Origin of the sequence: Alteromonas sp. K632G, from assembly GCF_017653625.1 — a bacterium.
GTDB classification, from domain to species: domain Bacteria; phylum Pseudomonadota; class Gammaproteobacteria; order Enterobacterales; family Alteromonadaceae; genus Alteromonas; species Alteromonas naphthalenivorans.
Window position 1 is genome coordinate 103,619 of record NZ_JAGGDM010000019.1, and the last position, 16,619, is coordinate 120,237.

16 protein-coding genes are annotated in these 16,619 nt (G+C 40.3%); 4 read left to right on the top strand and 12 right to left on the bottom strand.

The genetic code is table 11. The annotated features are described in order from the left end of the window. Positions 1–51: 51 nt before the first annotated feature. Together J5X92_RS17260 and J5X92_RS17265 are read right to left on the bottom strand one after the other, a co-directional pair. Entirely contained in the window at positions 52–897 is an 846-nt protein-coding gene (locus tag J5X92_RS17260; RefSeq protein WP_208806180.1) for an NAD-dependent epimerase/dehydratase family protein, read from the bottom strand. A gap of 302 nt (positions 898–1,199) precedes the next feature. Beyond that, entirely contained in the window at positions 1,200–2,000 is an 801-nt protein-coding gene (locus J5X92_RS17265) for a DUF2884 family protein (RefSeq protein ID WP_208806181.1), read from the bottom strand. A gap of 360 nt (positions 2,001–2,360) precedes the next feature. Between J5X92_RS17265 and J5X92_RS17270 the strand changes: the two genes are divergently transcribed. Continuing rightward, positions 2,361–2,552 (top strand): hypothetical protein, encoded by a 192-nt coding sequence (locus J5X92_RS17270; protein ID WP_013782633.1) that lies wholly within the window; start codon positions 2,361–2,363, stop codon positions 2,550–2,552. A 78-nt stretch (positions 2,553–2,630) separates the two neighbouring features. Here J5X92_RS17270 and J5X92_RS17275 read toward each other — a convergent pair whose 3' ends face one another. Genes J5X92_RS17275 through J5X92_RS17285 form a run of 3 tightly spaced genes read right to left on the bottom strand, consistent with a single transcriptional unit; the run spans position 2,631 to position 5,724 of the window. Further along, a complete protein-coding gene (locus tag J5X92_RS17275) occupies positions 2,631–3,917 on the bottom strand; it encodes a mechanosensitive ion channel domain-containing protein (RefSeq protein WP_208806182.1) in 1,287 nt (428 codons plus the stop codon). A 2-nt stretch (positions 3,918–3,919) separates the two neighbouring features. Further along, positions 3,920–4,813 (bottom strand): acyltransferase, encoded by an 894-nt coding sequence (locus J5X92_RS17280; RefSeq protein WP_208806183.1) that lies wholly within the window; start codon positions 4,811–4,813, stop codon positions 3,920–3,922. Then, complete coding sequence (locus J5X92_RS17285; RefSeq protein ID WP_208806184.1) at positions 4,810–5,724, bottom strand: acyltransferase; 915 nt, start codon at positions 5,722–5,724, stop codon at positions 4,810–4,812. The genes J5X92_RS17280 and J5X92_RS17285 overlap by 4 nt, the downstream gene beginning before the upstream one ends. Before the next feature lie 124 nt (positions 5,725–5,848). On the opposite strand from J5X92_RS17285, the gene fghA reads away from it, so the two are divergent. Beyond that, entirely contained in the window at positions 5,849–6,691 is an 843-nt protein-coding gene (fghA, locus tag J5X92_RS17290; RefSeq protein WP_208806185.1) for an S-formylglutathione hydrolase, read from the top strand. Between the two features lie 62 nt (positions 6,692–6,753). Here fghA and J5X92_RS17295 read toward each other — a convergent pair whose 3' ends face one another. The 4 genes from J5X92_RS17295 to J5X92_RS17310 are packed head-to-tail and all read right to left on the bottom strand — an operon-like array spanning position 6,754 to position 11,666. Next, the gene (locus tag J5X92_RS17295) at positions 6,754–8,859 is read right to left on the bottom strand and encodes a bifunctional diguanylate cyclase/phosphodiesterase (RefSeq protein ID WP_208806186.1); all 2,106 of its coding nucleotides are present in this window, start codon (positions 8,857–8,859) and stop codon (positions 6,754–6,756) included. A 9-nt stretch (positions 8,860–8,868) separates the two neighbouring features. After that, a complete protein-coding gene (locus J5X92_RS17300; protein WP_126872815.1) occupies positions 8,869–9,354 on the bottom strand; it encodes a Rab family GTPase in 486 nt (161 codons plus the stop codon). Beyond that, entirely contained in the window at positions 9,351–11,123 is a 1,773-nt protein-coding gene (locus J5X92_RS17305; RefSeq protein WP_126872814.1) for an OmpA family protein, read from the bottom strand. Before J5X92_RS17305 ends, J5X92_RS17300 begins: the two co-directional genes overlap by 4 nt. A 6-nt stretch (positions 11,124–11,129) precedes the next feature. Next, the gene (locus J5X92_RS17310; protein ID WP_013782641.1) at positions 11,130–11,666 is read right to left on the bottom strand and encodes a hypothetical protein; all 537 of its coding nucleotides are present in this window, start codon (positions 11,664–11,666) and stop codon (positions 11,130–11,132) included. Positions 11,667–12,794: 1,128 nt separating this feature from the next. Here J5X92_RS17310 and J5X92_RS17315 point away from each other — a divergent pair. Next, positions 12,795–13,859 carry a hypothetical protein gene (locus J5X92_RS17315; protein WP_208806187.1) on the top strand — a complete coding sequence of 355 codons (1,065 nt, stop codon included), beginning with the start codon at positions 12,795–12,797 and terminating at the stop codon, positions 13,857–13,859. A gap of 570 nt (positions 13,860–14,429) precedes the next feature. Here J5X92_RS17315 and J5X92_RS17325 read toward each other — a convergent pair. The 3 genes from J5X92_RS17325 to J5X92_RS17335 all read right to left on the bottom strand — a co-directional run bounded on the left by J5X92_RS17325 (position 14,430) and on the right by J5X92_RS17335 (position 15,612). After that, complete coding sequence (locus J5X92_RS17325; RefSeq protein ID WP_208806189.1) at positions 14,430–14,675, bottom strand: hypothetical protein; 246 nt, start codon at positions 14,673–14,675, stop codon at positions 14,430–14,432. Next, positions 14,668–14,901 carry a hypothetical protein gene (locus J5X92_RS17330; protein WP_208806190.1) on the bottom strand — a complete coding sequence of 78 codons (234 nt, stop codon included), beginning with the start codon at positions 14,899–14,901 and terminating at the stop codon, positions 14,668–14,670. The genes J5X92_RS17325 and J5X92_RS17330 overlap by 8 nt, the downstream gene beginning before the upstream one ends. A 399-nt stretch (positions 14,902–15,300) precedes the next feature. Further along, positions 15,301–15,612 (bottom strand): hypothetical protein, encoded by a 312-nt coding sequence (locus tag J5X92_RS17335; protein ID WP_208806191.1) that lies wholly within the window; start codon positions 15,610–15,612, stop codon positions 15,301–15,303. Between the two features lie 179 nt (positions 15,613–15,791). Between J5X92_RS17335 and J5X92_RS17340 the strand changes: the two genes are divergently transcribed. Beyond that, entirely contained in the window at positions 15,792–16,055 is a 264-nt protein-coding gene (locus J5X92_RS17340; protein WP_208806192.1) for a hypothetical protein, read from the top strand. Positions 16,056–16,619: the final 564 nt, after the last annotated feature.

Consider the following 16,619-nt stretch of genomic DNA (forward strand, 5'->3'; position numbering starts at 1 on the left):
TGTTTATTATCCTATGCGTGTAACGTCATCGTGTTACAACATTCTATCTCACTAAATCATGTCATCAGGGTTGGCATAGTCGGGAAGTATTCCCAGTAAAGCCCAACTCGCTTTTGCATCAATCACCTTGCCCGTGGGGGCTAAATCTGAGTCACTAAATGTGGGAGCAGCAATCCCTTTTTTCTGTGCCGCCTGGGTATAGTAATCGCCTCTTTTGGGATGCTGCAAACTACACAGATGATATAAATCTGTGCTATCGGTTTTGCTAGAGTTGTTCTTACTACTATCTGCGAAAATCAGTGTCTTTAACGCGGCAACAACATCATTAACATGCACTAAGTTAATTCGTTTATTGCCCGCATTCAGGCTTCTGCCACTTAACGAATTTACCGGATGACGATCTGGGCCGGTTAACCCAGCAAGGCGAACTATCTTAACGTCTACCTTGTCATTCGTTTTTAAATCTAACAAGTGCTGCTCTATGGCTACATGCGCTTTTGCCGATGCGGTTTCAGGTTGAGTGCTGGCGTGTTCATTTAACACATCAGTTCTATTATCGCCGTATACCGAGGTGGTACTAATGAAAATAATACGGGCTACTCTAGCCGCCACTGCATTATCAATAAGGGTAAGCATGTTATCGGTGAAATCATCTAACTGGGTATTACGACGGCCAGGTGGAATGTTTAGTACCAGTGTTGCATCGCTAAGTTCATCACATAGCGTGATAGTGTCGTCACCCAAATTAAAAACCAAGCCTTTAATGTGCTTGTCGCTTATCTTCAACGCTTTTTCTTTGCTTCGTGTGGTGGCAATAATAGTATGGGTAGCTGACATGGCTTTGCCCAAGTAGCGACCAAGCCAACCGTAACCGCAGATAACTAGCTTATTATTCATAACGTCTTCTTAGATGATGATGGGGCGTGAGAGTAAAAGTATCAAAAATACGCGGTAAGGCGCAAAACGGATTGGTCTATGGGGTAAATGCGAGCACACAAATGCTGGTTGTTAGGTACACCTTATCTGGGAATAAGATGCAAAGCGCGATGTGCTAATTGATAAGGGAGAAAATCGATTAGAATGGCATTAGTCAAAAACAAAAAACGCTAGCGGGAAAGCTAGCGTTGTAAGGTTATTAAACGTAAATTAAATGTGGTTTGAATGCAGTTTGGGAAGTCATTACACCAATAGAACCACAATTACATTTTCATTTCGCCACTGCGCATATCGATTAAGTCTAAGCCACCTAACCCAGGAATGCTGGCTTGCATTTTGTTTTCGGCATAATTAGCTTCTTGCAACACTTCACACAGGGCATCGCCTTTTTCTTCAAGTGCTGCGGCCTGTGATTCAACACGGTGTTCAATAGTCTCACCAAAGCGTTCCATTTTTTCCTCGAAGGCTTCCATATCGCCGCCGTTCCATAGCATTTGGGTGCCCACAGCAATCAAAATACGGCCCATTGATTCAGTTATGAGCGACTCGAATTGCGCTTCAAATTCGTCTTCCCAGCTTTCGTCGAAAAAGCCTGGCTCGTCAAACTTAGCTGTATCCACTTTGATATTGCCATTGTCATCATAAAAAGACGTTGCCAACTTTTCGTTAAGCGATGTAAACATCGTATCAAAGTCTTCAGTAAGTTCATTGTCGCCGCCAAGCAGTTCACCAAATACTTCAGAAACGGCAACACTCGCAATCTCTAACCCTTCACTTGCGATATTAAGGGTCATGGGGATAGCAGTATCGATACGGTCGTAATAGGTATTGACCCATTGTTGCTGTTCGTTGTTCAACGACACACTCTCACCGTTAATCACTAAATGGTAGGTGTCATCTATCGACATGGTAGAACCATTTTGCATGTCGACAGTAATTAGGCCTTGGTAATATTGAAGATGGCCATCCAATTCGATATCGCAGCTAGTCTCAAAAGCAAACGCTGGCACGCTAAGTAAAGATGAAGTTACTAAGGCAAGTGGAAATAATTGTTTAATTTTCATTTTCTGAAATCCTATTAACCATGATGCTGTCGCGAAGACCGTTTAGCGCAATGCGCTCACGCTGTTTTTATAACCTGCTATTACAAGCTCAGTTGTAACCTAGGTGTTGTAACCTAAGTGTTGCAACCTCAGTGCCATTTCAATAATTCTTTTAATTTCAGTGTCTTATGATTATTCAGATAGGCGGTGGCACTAACTATTCACCATAATTTAGCAATTAGCTTAACTATTTGGCATTTTTGACTAAGATCAAAGTGGTAAGAAAAAGAGCACATTACTCGTATTTAATGCTTTTTGAGGCATGTTCATCTAGATTGATTTCATGCATAATAACGTCAGAAAAATTAAAGGGTTTAGAGAATGACTGATTGGATTAACGCAATTGTATTTGGTGTTGCGCTAATTGCCTTCACTCTGGGGCTTAGCAGCATCGTAATGGGTTTCATGACAGCTGAAACTGGCGCAAAAGGCATGCAGGAAAAAATCGAGTATGGTTTCTTCGGTGTGTCTGGGTTAGTGGTTTGCTTGCTAATGGGTTATGCGTTGGCTTAAGTAATGATTTTCATAAAAAAACCGGCTTAGGCCGGTTTTTTTATGTCTAGCATCTATAATTTGTCGTCACAGCAAGCGCTAGTCTTGTTCGCTTTGGCTTATTTCCATGGCACTGGATAAATACCCCAAGTGGCCATCACGCTGGTATGCAACTAGGTCAAACAAAGATAGCATGGCCATTACATGGTCAAAAATATCCGCTTGAACCTTTTCATATTTCACCCAATCTTTTTCAATGCTAAAACAATATAGCTCTAGCGGCAGGCCAATTTCGTTAGGGGGCAGTTGGCGCACCATCAAGGTCATTTCTTGGTTCACACTTGGGTGTTTGCGCAGATAGGATTCTAGATAAGCTCTGAAGGTACCGATGTTGGTTAGCTTGCGGCTATTTAATAAATCAGACTCATCTATAGAATAGTCTCTGTGGTAAGCGCGCAGTTCATTAGTTTTCTTCTCGATATACTCGCTGATATAACGAATTTTAGAGAAGCGCTCTAACATCTCGTTGTCACATAATTTAATAGAATGAACATCGATATACACAGAGCGCTTTATCCTGCGTCCACCAGATTCTTGCATGCCTCGCCAGTTTTTAACCGCTTCGGTGGTCAAATTGTAGGTAGGCAGCGTTGAAATGGTTTTATCCCAGTTCTGCACTTTTACGTTGGTTAAACCTATTTCTTTAATTTCACCATCTACTTCGTATTTCTGCATGGTGATCCAATCACCAGTGTTAAACATGCGGTTAGCAGCAATTTGAATACCTGCCACAAAACCTAATATGGTATCGCGAAAAATGAGTAACAGAACTGCGGCAATAGCGGTTAAGCCAGACACCAAGAGTAAGGGGCTTTTATCAACAATTAACGAGATGCTGAACAAAATGGTAAGAATGGCAAAACCGAGTTTGGTGACTTGAATAAAGCCAGTAATAGGTGCACGTTTAGACAGCGCAGAGGCGTTGTAAACATCTTCCACCGTACTCAAAATGGCGTAAATACCCAAAAGCCCACTGTAGAGCATGTACAACAACGCACTTTTTATTAATAAGCCATACAGCACTGAAGCTTCTTCAATAAGTACAGGAGTGGCAAGAAATATAAAAAGGGCTGGGAATAAGTGCATCAGGCGGCGGAAGAAGCCATGCTCTTGCAATGCGTTATCCCAAATGTTGGTGGTTTTTGATACCCATCTTGCTATTTCAGGGCGAACAATCAATCTTGCAAAGACGTAAATAACAATCGCTATCGTCAATATGGTGCCTAACGCTAGCGCATTATATAGCGGGTCGTGCATGGTCAGTGATGGAAAAAAATCCTTCACTAGATGCATGAAGTTATCACGTACAGTTGAGCTTACTTCCACAATTACGACTCCAAAAGACGTTTGATACGGCTATCTTTATTTTTCCACATGGCATTTAGCCAATCTTGAAAAGTGGTGCGAAACTCAGGTTCACTCAACGTAGAGTGTTGCTGAAGCGCGGGCACAGGCATCACATTAACATCGATTATGATTTTGGTCATAGTACCACTTAGCATGGCCATCATTGGATGGCGCTTATTGTCTGGATACAACAATGAAATATCGAGCACATTAGTAAATAATTCACCCATTGCAGCCAATGTAAAAGATACGCCCCCCGCTTTAGGTGGAAGTAAGGTTTTATAAGGGCTTCGTTTCTGATGGTGTTTTTGTGTGGTAAAGCGGGTGCCTTCAACAAAATTAATAACAGTGGTGGGCACCGTACGAAATTTTTCACATGATGCTCGTGTTGTCTCTAGATCTTTACCCTTTTTCTCAGGGTACTTTTCTAAGTAGGCCTTGGTGTATCTGTGCATAAACGGCATATCTAAGGCCCAAGCTCCTAGCCCTACAAATGGAAGCCAAATTAACTCTTTTTTAAGAAAGAATTTTGGAGCCGGTATGCGATGAGTGGCAAATTCAATTAGTAACACAATATCAAGGTAACTAAGATGATTGGCGATAATTAAATACCATCTATCTTTCGACAATTCGCCATGAACCGAACACTCAATGTTTACGTTATTGAAGAGGCGAATAAGCAATACGCTAACGCGGCCAAAACTAAACAAGCAAGCGTGCATGACGCTATTCCACGCCTCGGTAACTTTACCTGAAGGGAGTATTAGTTTAACCACGCCGAACAAGATGATCAGCCCTCCCCACAGCGCAAGGTTAGCTATTTGAAGCGCAGTGTGAACAACGAAAGTTACAGGGGAAAACAAGGTACGGATCATAGTGGCTTCTGAGTTGCGTTAATCGATTCTAATTGGTCGTTTTTATCTTGCCAGCGGCTATTTAACCAACGCTGAAATTGGCTTCTTACCTGCGGGTCGTCAAAGTAATTATCATTAAAGTAGCCATTTTCGGTAATATCCGTGATGGGGGTTACTTTAATACTCACGCGAATATCACGTACTTTGCCGCTGACGAAATCCCAAAATGAGGGAACGCCGCTAGGGTAATCAATCGTTACGTCAATGAGCTTGTGTAACTGAGACCCCATGGCAGAAAGAACAAACGCTACGCCGCCCGCTTTAGGCTTAAGCAGGTGGCTAAATGGTGAGTTCTGTCGGTCATGTTTTTCTTGGGTAAAGCGGGTGCCTTCCACAAAATTCATGATACTTACCGGCTTGGTTTGAAACTTTTCGCATGCTTTGCGGGTAGTTTCCATGTCTTTACCTTTTAAATGCGGGTGCTTGGCCAAGAAAGATTTTGAGTATCGACGCATAAAAGGAAAATCAAGGGCCCACCAGGTTAGGCCTAAGATAGGGACGTAAATCAGTTCTTTTTTAAGAAAGAACTTTAAAAATGGGATTTTACGGTTGAATACGCGTTGTAAAACTAAGATATCGACCCAAGATTGATGGTTGGCAATGACTAAGTACCAGTCATTGCGGGTAAGTTGATCAAGGCCGGTAACATCCCACTTTGTTCTACTACTCACTCGCTGATTAAGATTGTTAATCGTAATCCATGCGGTTGCGCACGCGTCCAAGATATACGATATAAATCGTCTCCAAGGCGCAAGCGGTATAAGTTTGAAAAAAGACAAAATAATGATGGGCGTTGCCCATAAAACCGTATTTAAAAAATAAAAAATCACTGAAATGGTGCCAATCAGGTGATGCATTAGGCCTCTTATCATCGTACTTACCTCAAAAATTAGGCACTTAGTGTAAACGAACTTGATTTAAAATCCGATAGACCCTTTACTGTTTGCTACAGCAAAGTGGTTATTTTTCTAAATTTATTAGTGTACAGGAGTCATTATGGAGCTTATTAGTGAAAATCGTGCGTTTGGCGGTAGGCATTTACGCTACAGTCACGATGCAAAGAGCACCAATTGCAGTATGACATTTGCAATCTACCTACCACCGTTTGCCTCCGCTGAGAAACCAGTACCAGTTTTATACTGGCTTTCAGGGCTTACCTGTAACGACCAAAACTTTATGCAAAAAGCGGGGGCGATGAAGTTAGCCGCAGAACTTGGAATGGCAATTGTTGCGCCAGATACCAGCCCGCGAGGTGAAGGTGTTCCTGATGACGAAAACGGCGCATATGATTTTGGGCTGGGAGCTGGCTTTTATGTTGATGCCACACAAACGCCATGGAAAGCGCATTATCAGATGTATAGCTATGTCACCGAAGAGTTGCCTAGCGTTGTTGAACAACATTTCCCCGTGACAAAGGAGCGCGCAATTAGCGGTCACTCAATGGGTGGACATGGCGCACTTGTTGCTGGTTTACGTAATCCAAATCGCTATGTATCTGTTTCTGCTTTTAGTCCAGTGTCGAACCCTTCTGATTGCCCATGGGGCCAAAAAGCATTGAGTCAGTATTTAGGAGATGAGCAATCAGCATGGGATGAATATGATGCTGCAAAGATTATTGCTAGTAAGAACCACGCCATTCCATTATTGGTTGAGCAGGGTAATAGCGATGAGTTTCTGTCTGAGCAATTAAAACCACTGGCACTGGTGCAAGCCGCTCAGCAATCAGATACGCAATTAACGCTGAATATGCATGAAGGATACGATCATAGTTACTTCTTTATCGCGTCGTTTATTGAAGACCACTTAGAGTTTCACGCTGGGCATTTAGGCCTAATTTAAGTGCCAGCGTACCTTATAAAATGCGTTAGTTAGCTGCCTGACCAAATCTTATACGCAGTTTTCTAACGCAGTTTTTCTACGAAGTCACTAATCGACATAGGTCTGTCAAAGTAATAACCTTGGGCATAAGTACAGGCGTTGTCTACCAAAAACGTCTGCTGCTCTTGCGTCTCAACACCCTCAGCGATAATGCTAATATTTAAATTTTTGGCCAAGCCCAAGATAGCTTGAATAATAGCCTGATCGTCAGTATTTTCTTCTAAATCGCTCACAAACGAACGGTCTATTTTGAGTTCATCAATAGGCAGTTTTTTAAGGTAAACCAAAGAGCTAAACCCCGTTCCAAAGTCATCAATTGATATAGTAATACCCATGGCTCTAAGTTCGTTCAGCAACACAGACACCGTATCTAAACTGTCTATGAACACACTCTCGGTGAGTTCTATCGATAAATGTCTTGGGTCGATGGCTCGGCGCTTTAAAGACGATTGTATTTGATGAAGCAGCACAAGATCGGTGACTTGTCGGCCTGAGATATTAATCGCTAAGCGAATGTCTAAATTAGCCTCTGTAAGCTTATCAATAGCATTACAAGCTTCTTCTACCAACCATTCACCTAATGGGAATATTAGCTCTGTACGTTCTGCAAGTGGAATAAAAACATCCGGTGGGATGTAGCTTCCGTCTTCTGTCTTCCAGCGCGCTAATGCTTCACATTTAACAATTTTACCGGTTTGTAAATCAACGATAGGTTGTAAGAAAAGCGCTAATTGATTGTTTTGAATGGCAGTGCGAAGTTTGCTTTCCAACTCAGACATACTCTTATGTTGGCGTTGCAGCATTTCACTATATTCAAGAATAACGTTTTTACCTTGAAACTTCGCAATTTGGAGGGCGATATCTGCATGACGCAAAAGTATATTCCCTTGCTCTCCGTGTTGAGGATAACCGGCGATGCCAATATTAATCCCAAGGTTTGATTCAGCGCCATGCAGCGAAGTATAGGTGTTCACCAACTTCTTCTTCATATCCTGCGCATAATCTAAAGTGTTGACGCCACTGAAGGTATCGGTGCGTTTTACTATGGAAAATTCGTTGCTTCCCATTCTGGCGATAAACCCACTATTGCCAACAAAACCTTGCAATCTTGATGCAAAAGACTTGAGTATTTCATCCCCTGAATGATAACCAAGCTTTTCGTTAATCTTCTTAAACTCTCGTATATCTATAATAAACAGAGCAAATTTAACGTCCTCTTGAACCAACTTCTGAACATAGCTATTGAAAAAATTACGGTTTGCAATTTTGGTCAATGAGTCCATGCCCGTAGCAGAGAGTACGCTTTCTTCTTTATTTCGAATGTGACTGATATCGGTGAGAAGATATACCCAGTGGGTGAGTTCACTATCTTGAATAACGGGGTGAATGGTTACCTGTAACCATACTTCATAATTTTCCGAGGGCTGCCAATAGAGCTCCCCTTGCCATGCTGCACGCTTTTCAATGAGCGTTGGAAGGAAGGTGTCTGGCACGCTGACATCTTCAAGCAGGTGTTCAAGCCTGTCAGAACTGTTACTTGCTCGGCTACAGGAAAGGAGCAGTCGAGCGGACTTATTATCTAGTACAGTTTCACGGTTTTTATCTAAAATAACAACGCCAGTTTCTAAGTGGTAGATAGCTTGTTTTATGGGGGGAACTAACTTTTCGTAATTTTTGTTTTTAAGGAGTGTTTTATCTAGACGCTGACGTATGTATTCGTGCTGACCTACAATTTCGTGATGGCTTAAAAGTAGCTCTCTGGCGGCTTGAAGTGTTTTTTGCTTTTCTTCGTATTGGCTTTCTACATTCTTTATCACTAAGAAGTGTTCGCCTTTGCCGCTATTAATCGCGAGGGCTTCTAAACGGAGTACTTGATTCTTGTTTTCTTCAGTCCAAAAACCTGAAGATAGGGTATTAATGTTGTCACTTCGCCAAATCTCATTGGCGTCAGTCATAAAATCGTTTAGAAAAATGGAAGAGAATGCATCTGGCCTAATCTTATCGTCATCGTCCAGAGAGACGATTTTATGAAGCCACGAAACATCAGGTGTAAGACACAGAAGGCTCGTTGTACTCTTAAATATAGCGCAGTCTGTAATCCCTAGCGCATTAAGAAGATGTATATCCATATGTAACTCCTACCAAAACGCAATTGTACTGAAGAGTTCTTCAACATTTTCGCCTGTCTTCGCACTGGTTTTAGTCAGTGATGTAAACTTCTTCGCATAGGAATCAAGCTCTTCTTCGCTCCAGTGCCAGCTTGAAGGGAGGTCGGTTTTATTGACCACGAAGAAAGCCGGAATATCAGGGTAGTGTTCCCTAGCCATCTCGAGGATTTCTATACCTTCTAATAATGACTGAGAGCGAGTTTGATCGACCACGATGATATAGGCACTTGCGCCTCGCAAATAGCGTGGGTTGAACCCGCAATATCTATCAATACCTTCAAGATCCCACAGTAGCAACTGCACACCTCGGCCATCTTTGTTAACTTGTTTTTTATCGATTTTAACACCGATTGTCGTTTTATATTTTTCAGAGAAAATACTTTCGACGAACTGTTTAACAAGGCTCGTTTTACCAACACCGGTAGGGCCTAAGATGCATACCTTTTTTTGAATCACTGTGCGTCGACCTCTGAAGTCTGCGAGTCAGATAGCAAAACATTCATAAATACAGTTCGTCCCATTGAACCCTCACTTAAAGATAACTGGCCAAGCCCTATTGGAAAAAGAATGCTAGGGTCAACCTTCATGGGTAGCAGCGCTTCTTTCACGTTGTTAGCTCTTAATTTGCTTAAGGCAAGATTGCGTGCAGAGCTACCTGAATTATCACTTGCACCCAAAATAAAGACCGCAACTGACAGATTAAGCTGCTTCGCGAGTAGCTGCAACTGGAACAACTCTTGACCTAATTGTTCTATTACTTCTAATTGCTCAGAATCTAGGTTCTCTTGTGCAATTGCAAACGGTAAATGTGTTGAAGAAATTCTTGCCACAAGGTCATTTATAACCGCAGTATTAAGTTCTTCTGTATTTGCACGTACCCCATCGACAATATCAATACCAGAAAGATCAGGTTTTAACTGAGAAATACCAGGTATTGCTCGAAGATCACGTGTGAATGAACGTAATGCATCAATCGTCATCTCACCGCTCAGAAACAATACATCATTTTCACTATAAATGGCGGTGAGAGCGTTATTCGTTGTTGCCATCAAGGATGATACTTTGTCGATAACGACATTTTTTTGCAGCGACACAAAGGGCTCTTCGTAAATAGTCACTTTGCTGGTGTTGATTTCTTGGCTTTCTAACCACGCAAGGGATGATTGCATATGAGGATCGCGTAGTACGCGCACTTGCACCTTGCCATCTTTTACGGCTGTGTCAGTAAGCACTATACCAGCTGGAGGAGGTAAATCTCTTATCATGCTTTGTAGTATCGATAAATCTATTCGTAAAAATGCAAGATAAGCTAAAAGCAGCAGTACGATGCCGATAACAACACCACCAATAAGTCTTTTTTTCTTACCTTTCGCTTCACCTTTCTTCGCGCTAATTAAACAGTCGTTCAGTAAGGTTTCACAACCCGCAAAAGGCGCGCTGTCGCCTTGATACTCTTGCAATGGAACCTGATAAAACTGATGGAATTCTTCTAGTGCTTGCTGCAATCGACTTCTAATATCTGGCGGAACACTGCCAACAACTGCGGCAACTAAAATGGCCTGCGGCCCTATTTTTATAAGCAGTGTGAAATCACCGGTTTTGATTTCACCTAATTCGTTTTCGGCTTCATTCTCTTGCGACTGAAATGCATCAGCAACAAAATCATTAATGGCAACCAGCATTGATGAAATAAGATCAGCGTCTTTACTACGCTCAGGATCAGAGGAAATAGTATGCAGCAGCGTACCGGTTTCTCGATGAATGACAAAAAGCTGCTGAACTTGGTATTGATAGACTTGAGATGCGACGTAATCAGAATATCTAATACCAGATTGCCACGCTTTAAAACGCCACGAAACACTTTTAGGGCTAAGGCTGTTTTCGATAAGTGCGTTGGTTCTTTCTACGAAATCGACTAAGAATGACGATACTGCTTTACGAACCAAGGTGCCGACAAGGGGGTATAACGTGCCTACGATTTTATCGCTGTTTGCTTCAATTGAACGATGCAGTGACTTTTCAACCAGCGGCACCAGCACTTTATTCACCGAGCCGTCTTTGCTTTCCCTTTCGTGTAATGCTTCAGAAACAATACCGCCTACCACTTCTTTGGCATTGCGTTTTACTATTTCTTGAACATATTTGTCATCCTGGCCAAGTATTAATGCTCTGATTTGATCAAGAGAATTATCCTTCGATTCAGGAGAAAGCTCGTTGTCTTCCATTTACAGCTACTGGTCAGTTGCTAAGTTCGAAGCCATGGTGGAAAGCAAGTTCGCCAGCGTCTTTCTATCAGTTTTCGTTTCTGATAGTTCACTTGTAACCTGCTGCAGACGCTCGAGTAGCTCTTGATGACGTTTACTAAATACATTCTCTAAGGAATCTAGTTCTTTGACCACATGTGCTTCTAGGGCATCGTTATCATTCTTGGCAGAGGTTTCGGCTATTTCAAGTTCTGATTGCAGTTTATCAGTGGTGGCTTGAAGCTGATTTTGAACATTACTGTTCGAGCTATTCGCCCCTTCAAGTCGATGTGACAAATCTTGAACTTGGTTATCGATGAGCTTTCTAATGTCGTTAAACTGAACTTCTAGCTGATTATTCAACGTAGCAAAGTTGTCATTTATGCGAGATTCTAAGCTGGCCAAATCTGCCTTGAATGCTCGATTAGTTTGACCAAAAAGTATCTCTCTTAACTGAGTAAGCTCGTTACCCGCTTGCGAATCGTCGGGTTCGGCTTCCACATTTTTAGATGGTTTATTTGCCATGCAAAAAATCTCCCTTGGGCATAAACATAACTGCGTTCACATCAAACCTCTGAACTGGGCTTAGTAAATAAGCCCATTAAATAGAAAAATAGGATGCTTTTTATTCTTTTCTCTACCATAGCGTGTAAAGGTGCGATTTGAAATAACACATTAGTTTTAAATGTGTTTTTTACTTTGGCGATAAAGCTTGCTGCTGATATGACCGAACAGCTTTAACCTTTACCATTACAGTAGTAAAATAACGGGATTCAGCGAAATGTTTATAGACTAAGTATTAGTCTCTAAAACAAGCAAACGCTACTTATCTATATAATATTGAGGTGACTTCTTGTCTTTCGCTCCACTAAATCGTAAGTTCTCCATTGCCCCAATGCTCGATTGGGCTGGTTGAATCATCTCGAGTGTTGTTTTATATAGCGTTTATCTAAAGGTCTTTACCCCAATTCCCCTATTTGGTCCCCCCGTTAGAGGACTAATACATCAATATACTGAGAAATGCTGCAATTGCTAGTTTGCATCGAAGCATATTTCAAAATCTGCACTGCTCACTTGTGAGCTTCATAGTTTCCCCTCTATGAGCCTAAATAATTTTAGGACTAAAACGGAGAGCACTATGAAGATCAAAAAAGAAAGTATGTTTAACACACTAATCCGGTGTGCGAATAGTTGTATGAAACTAGGTTATATATTTCTCGCATTCACACTATTTCCATGGGCACACGAATGTATTTCTGTGGCGCTTCGATGGAAATCAATTGCAGAGGCTGACTTAGAGTTTAATGATTATTTTTATTACCACTGTGTTTGCGTTGTAGGATCGCTTTTTTTCGCGCTGTCTGCGACTGTTCTTTTACGCTACATGGAGGATGAATAAATCGAAACGATTTACGGGCACTTTGTGCCCGTTTTTCGTTTTCGCAATATTGTTAGTTCAGATTATTTAGTGAAAAGGCAACTGCGAAAGCTAAAATATAATTTAGTTTATCCGTAGCACTATTTTCATAATACTAAGTTAGCAAGGTGTAACCAAATTTTGCGCTAGTAATTTCTAGATTAAGTAGCTTATATTATTTTCATAGTGTAGGTTTATCCAAATATAGTTAACTATTTAGGCAGGAAGCTCAGATAATGCTAAAAAAGAAGGCTTTAACATTCGCGACTTTGTTTTTTGGCATAAGCGGTTGTATAGTTCAAACCGTTCCTCAACAACAATCTATAAGAGAAATGCCAGTTTATACTGAGCAGGAGAGAGAGGATTGTTCGGCCCTTGGTTTCCCTCCAAGTAGAATGAAATACTTTGATTATGCTCTTGAAAAATGGAACCCACGATTCACATGTACGGCAATTCTTGAATGTGTAAGCACGTACCGCGAATTCGGGATTGATATAGCGTTCGAGCATCCAAAAGAATATAAATTTTCAAATGTCTATAACTCTCAAATATATAAGTCATGCACGAGTGAAAAACTAGCTGAACTCTATAACGCAAATTCAGACAGGTATTTTAGTGAAGTACAAGGCTTACTTAGAAAAGCTGATCTAGTCCAAGGAGATGAACTATTAAGGCTGGCTGTTCAGGTCAACACCCTGGTTGATAAAGGAGAGTACGAATCAACAAATGAGTTTCAGGCTCGTAAAGTACAAAAAGCAAAGGAGCTTATACCCCCTATAATGCTTATAGGTAGTTCTTACACAGTAAATAATCTTCGCTACGATGCAGATTCAGAGATTTATAAATTTATCTATAATAGGCTAAACCTTCAGCCGTTTAATTTTAAGATAGCCAGACAAACCCAGAGGCAAGGAAAAGTCTCTTATCAGTCTATTATTGGTGTGATAGATGGCTCTTCTTCAAGTTCGGTCAGTCTCAGTTTTGATATAAGTGATTCATATTTTGAATTACACACTTTTAAGAAAGGTGGGTTAACAGTGCCGATATCTGAGGCGAAAAAAGAAAAATATGAGCTTTACTTGTTCTTTCTTGTTGCAATCAATAATTATGATATTACTTTAGATACTGAATATACTTCAGCAACACTTTCTTCACCTTCTTCATCAATAGAAAAAAAATATACGATAAAAGCAGATAAAGTAATACCTGTAATTTATAGTAAGAGCGAAGACAAGTTTTACACGATAACAATGAAAAGTATCAAAGTTCCCGATAATATTAATTTAAGTAATTTTTTGTGAGAAGATAAGACATTATTGAAAAGCTGTTGTCAGCGGTAAAAGTCATTCTTTCCCTAGGCTCTACTCAGAGGACAAAAGAGAGAGCTGATGAGGTAGTTTAATTAATAGTAACTTTCGAACATTTTCGAAGTCTTAGAAGCGAGCAAGTGGAAGTGGTAACTAGAAAGCTCTTATATCGTTAGCTTTAAGATTTTCTGTGTACCAACTAGCACTGAATAGATCATTTTTTCAATGGCGTTTGATCCTATTTTTTAGCATCATGACTTTATTTATTGTGATTAACTTTTTACTTTTAGTATTAAAAGTCAGCAGGCCGCAGTAAATATTTAGAAAGGTCATTCGCTAGTACAAATTTAGGTGCACTTGCTGAGTCATAGAAGGTGAAGGCCTTAAAAGACTCATTCGTGAGCGCTTTTGTGTAGCCGATTGCGGATACAACACAGCTATCACTAAAAAGCTCAAGCGATAACGCCTCCAGAGGGATAAGACATGTCCCGAATTGCCTTATCAACGCGTTTGTTAAAATTTCCCTTTTTTTATCATTTGAAAAGTGAGTCGCAGACATAGTTCTCATTGCTCATCCGATTGGCTTTTTATAAATTCTAGAAAATCGTGCATCAGCACTAAGTGTGGAGCTTTATTCGAGTCAGCGAGCTTAAAAATCTTCAAACCTCTCTGTTTGAGCGCATCGATGTATTCTTTATCTAATTTCGCTTTGAAGCCGAAAAAATGAGATAGGTCTTGTATATTGACGATTGCACCAAATTGTACAGATAGCTCAAACGCGAGTTGGCTTGTTGATATTTTATTACTCATAAGAATGCTCACTTCTTCTTTGCAAAATAACTTCGGCCAATTCATCAAGACTTACACTATCCTGGTGAAAGAGGTTTTGAAAGCTGGGGGCAAATTCGTTCTTCTTCAGCTTCGTCTTGAACTGTCTTTGTCCTAATCCAGTCAGGCGACCGCCAAGCTCAAGCGCTGGAACGTGAGGTGTTTTGAATTCGTAAAGTAGTGCAGAAAAAACATCACTTTTTTGCATGAAAACTCTCTAGATATTTGGGGTGTTTAATAAATTCTAGATATATTTTCTATCTAAAAAACAGCGTATTGCAAATTTTCGAGAAAAATGAAAACGTCAGCCAGTTTTCCTATTTGAGAGTCTTCTCGTATGATTTTCATTTACTTAATGACAGTTGGACACGATCTACAAAAAGCATAAAAAACACTCTATTTGCGTGTTTTCTAGTATGTATTTCATTAGCTTAACGAGAAATGAACAAGATTTTCAAAAAAAAATAAAAAAGCATCTTATTTGCGCCCTAATTAAAAAAAAGTTGCCTATTATTTGAGCTTTGGTGGCGGAATAAGTCTTTTTACCTAGCTAGGCCAGGCATAAAAAAGCCAGCATAAAGCTGGCTTAAAAGTTTCGCTGAAGATGTCAGAACGACACAATACTCTTGAAGAACTCAGTCATTGTTTGCCCGAAGAAAGCGTGAAAGAGCTTATAATTGTCTTGCCTCTTGTGATAACTACGAATTTTAAGTTCATGCCTGAGCAACTTCTCATACTCACTAAAATCTAGTAAATATTCGTTCTTGTTTACTCCATCAGAACTCGAGCTTATTCCGATTAAAAGAACAAACTCTTCATTACGCATAACATTTCGATGTAAAACAATAAGTTCCTCCGCTGACTCTAATAGAACAATATATTCATTCGCCCAGTCGTACTGCTCGTGTCTTGTGTACATATTAGTCATCTCCTATTTTCTTGACCTCAATGTTACCTAGCTCCGCGTTGGGGAAATTTAATGCTATTAATGATTTAGCTATTCTTATTTTCTGCGTAATACTTTTTTGTAAAAAGAGAGAATGATTTTCCATTGCTAGTTACTACGTAGTTGAGAAACCAACTTAAAAGAGGAAAATTATGAAAGAAAAGAATGAACAGCTAACGTTTGATTTTGAGCAGACTAAAAATCCGCTAGAAGAAGCGGTATTTGCACTATATGAAATTGTCATTTTAAAATCATTTGAAGTTGAAATAGGTGTTAACTTCGCAAGTTTAAAACCTAACGATCAGAAGCGATTGCTGGTCGCTTATACGAGAGACAATATTCCAGAGCCAGGGATTGCTGAACCCGTAATCTCGTTAATCGAACAGCTACATAAACCTCAGCGTAATTTTTATTAAATCATATATTGAGTAGGTGAGCGGATACGACAAAATAGCGTGATAACCACAAGATAAATTGTAGTAGCTCACAACTCTTCCTATGCCTTATGAATAGAATTCGGCTTTATTCGACAGTCCGCTCTGTGTCTTGAGCGGACCTTCACGGAATGACTTTCCATCTCTAGGGGCAGTAGACTCATTGTGAAACTATCTGCACAATGAGATACCAATCTTTGGTAAGAAGGTTAGTCGCTGCAATATCAAGTTGACAAAGAATTTGATTAATTTTTCAAGTTTGGGGGAGGTTTACACAATCACGAACAATTTTTCAGAACCAATTACCAGCCTATTATCTTATCTTACCGACATCTAATTTACTTTTATCTGTTGTACCTTAATTTGAAACGCCTTAAACAAACCTTAAATCCGTCTGTCACGGAGGGTGGTATATGGAGTTAATTCGTCTTGTTCTCATTTCAATCACCGATTTGTTGGTGAACAAAATCGGCGTTTTTCAAGGTAGTTGTCGCCTGAGCTGTTAAGCTGCTTCTTTTTTATTCTCCGGATTTAGCTCTACGCTTC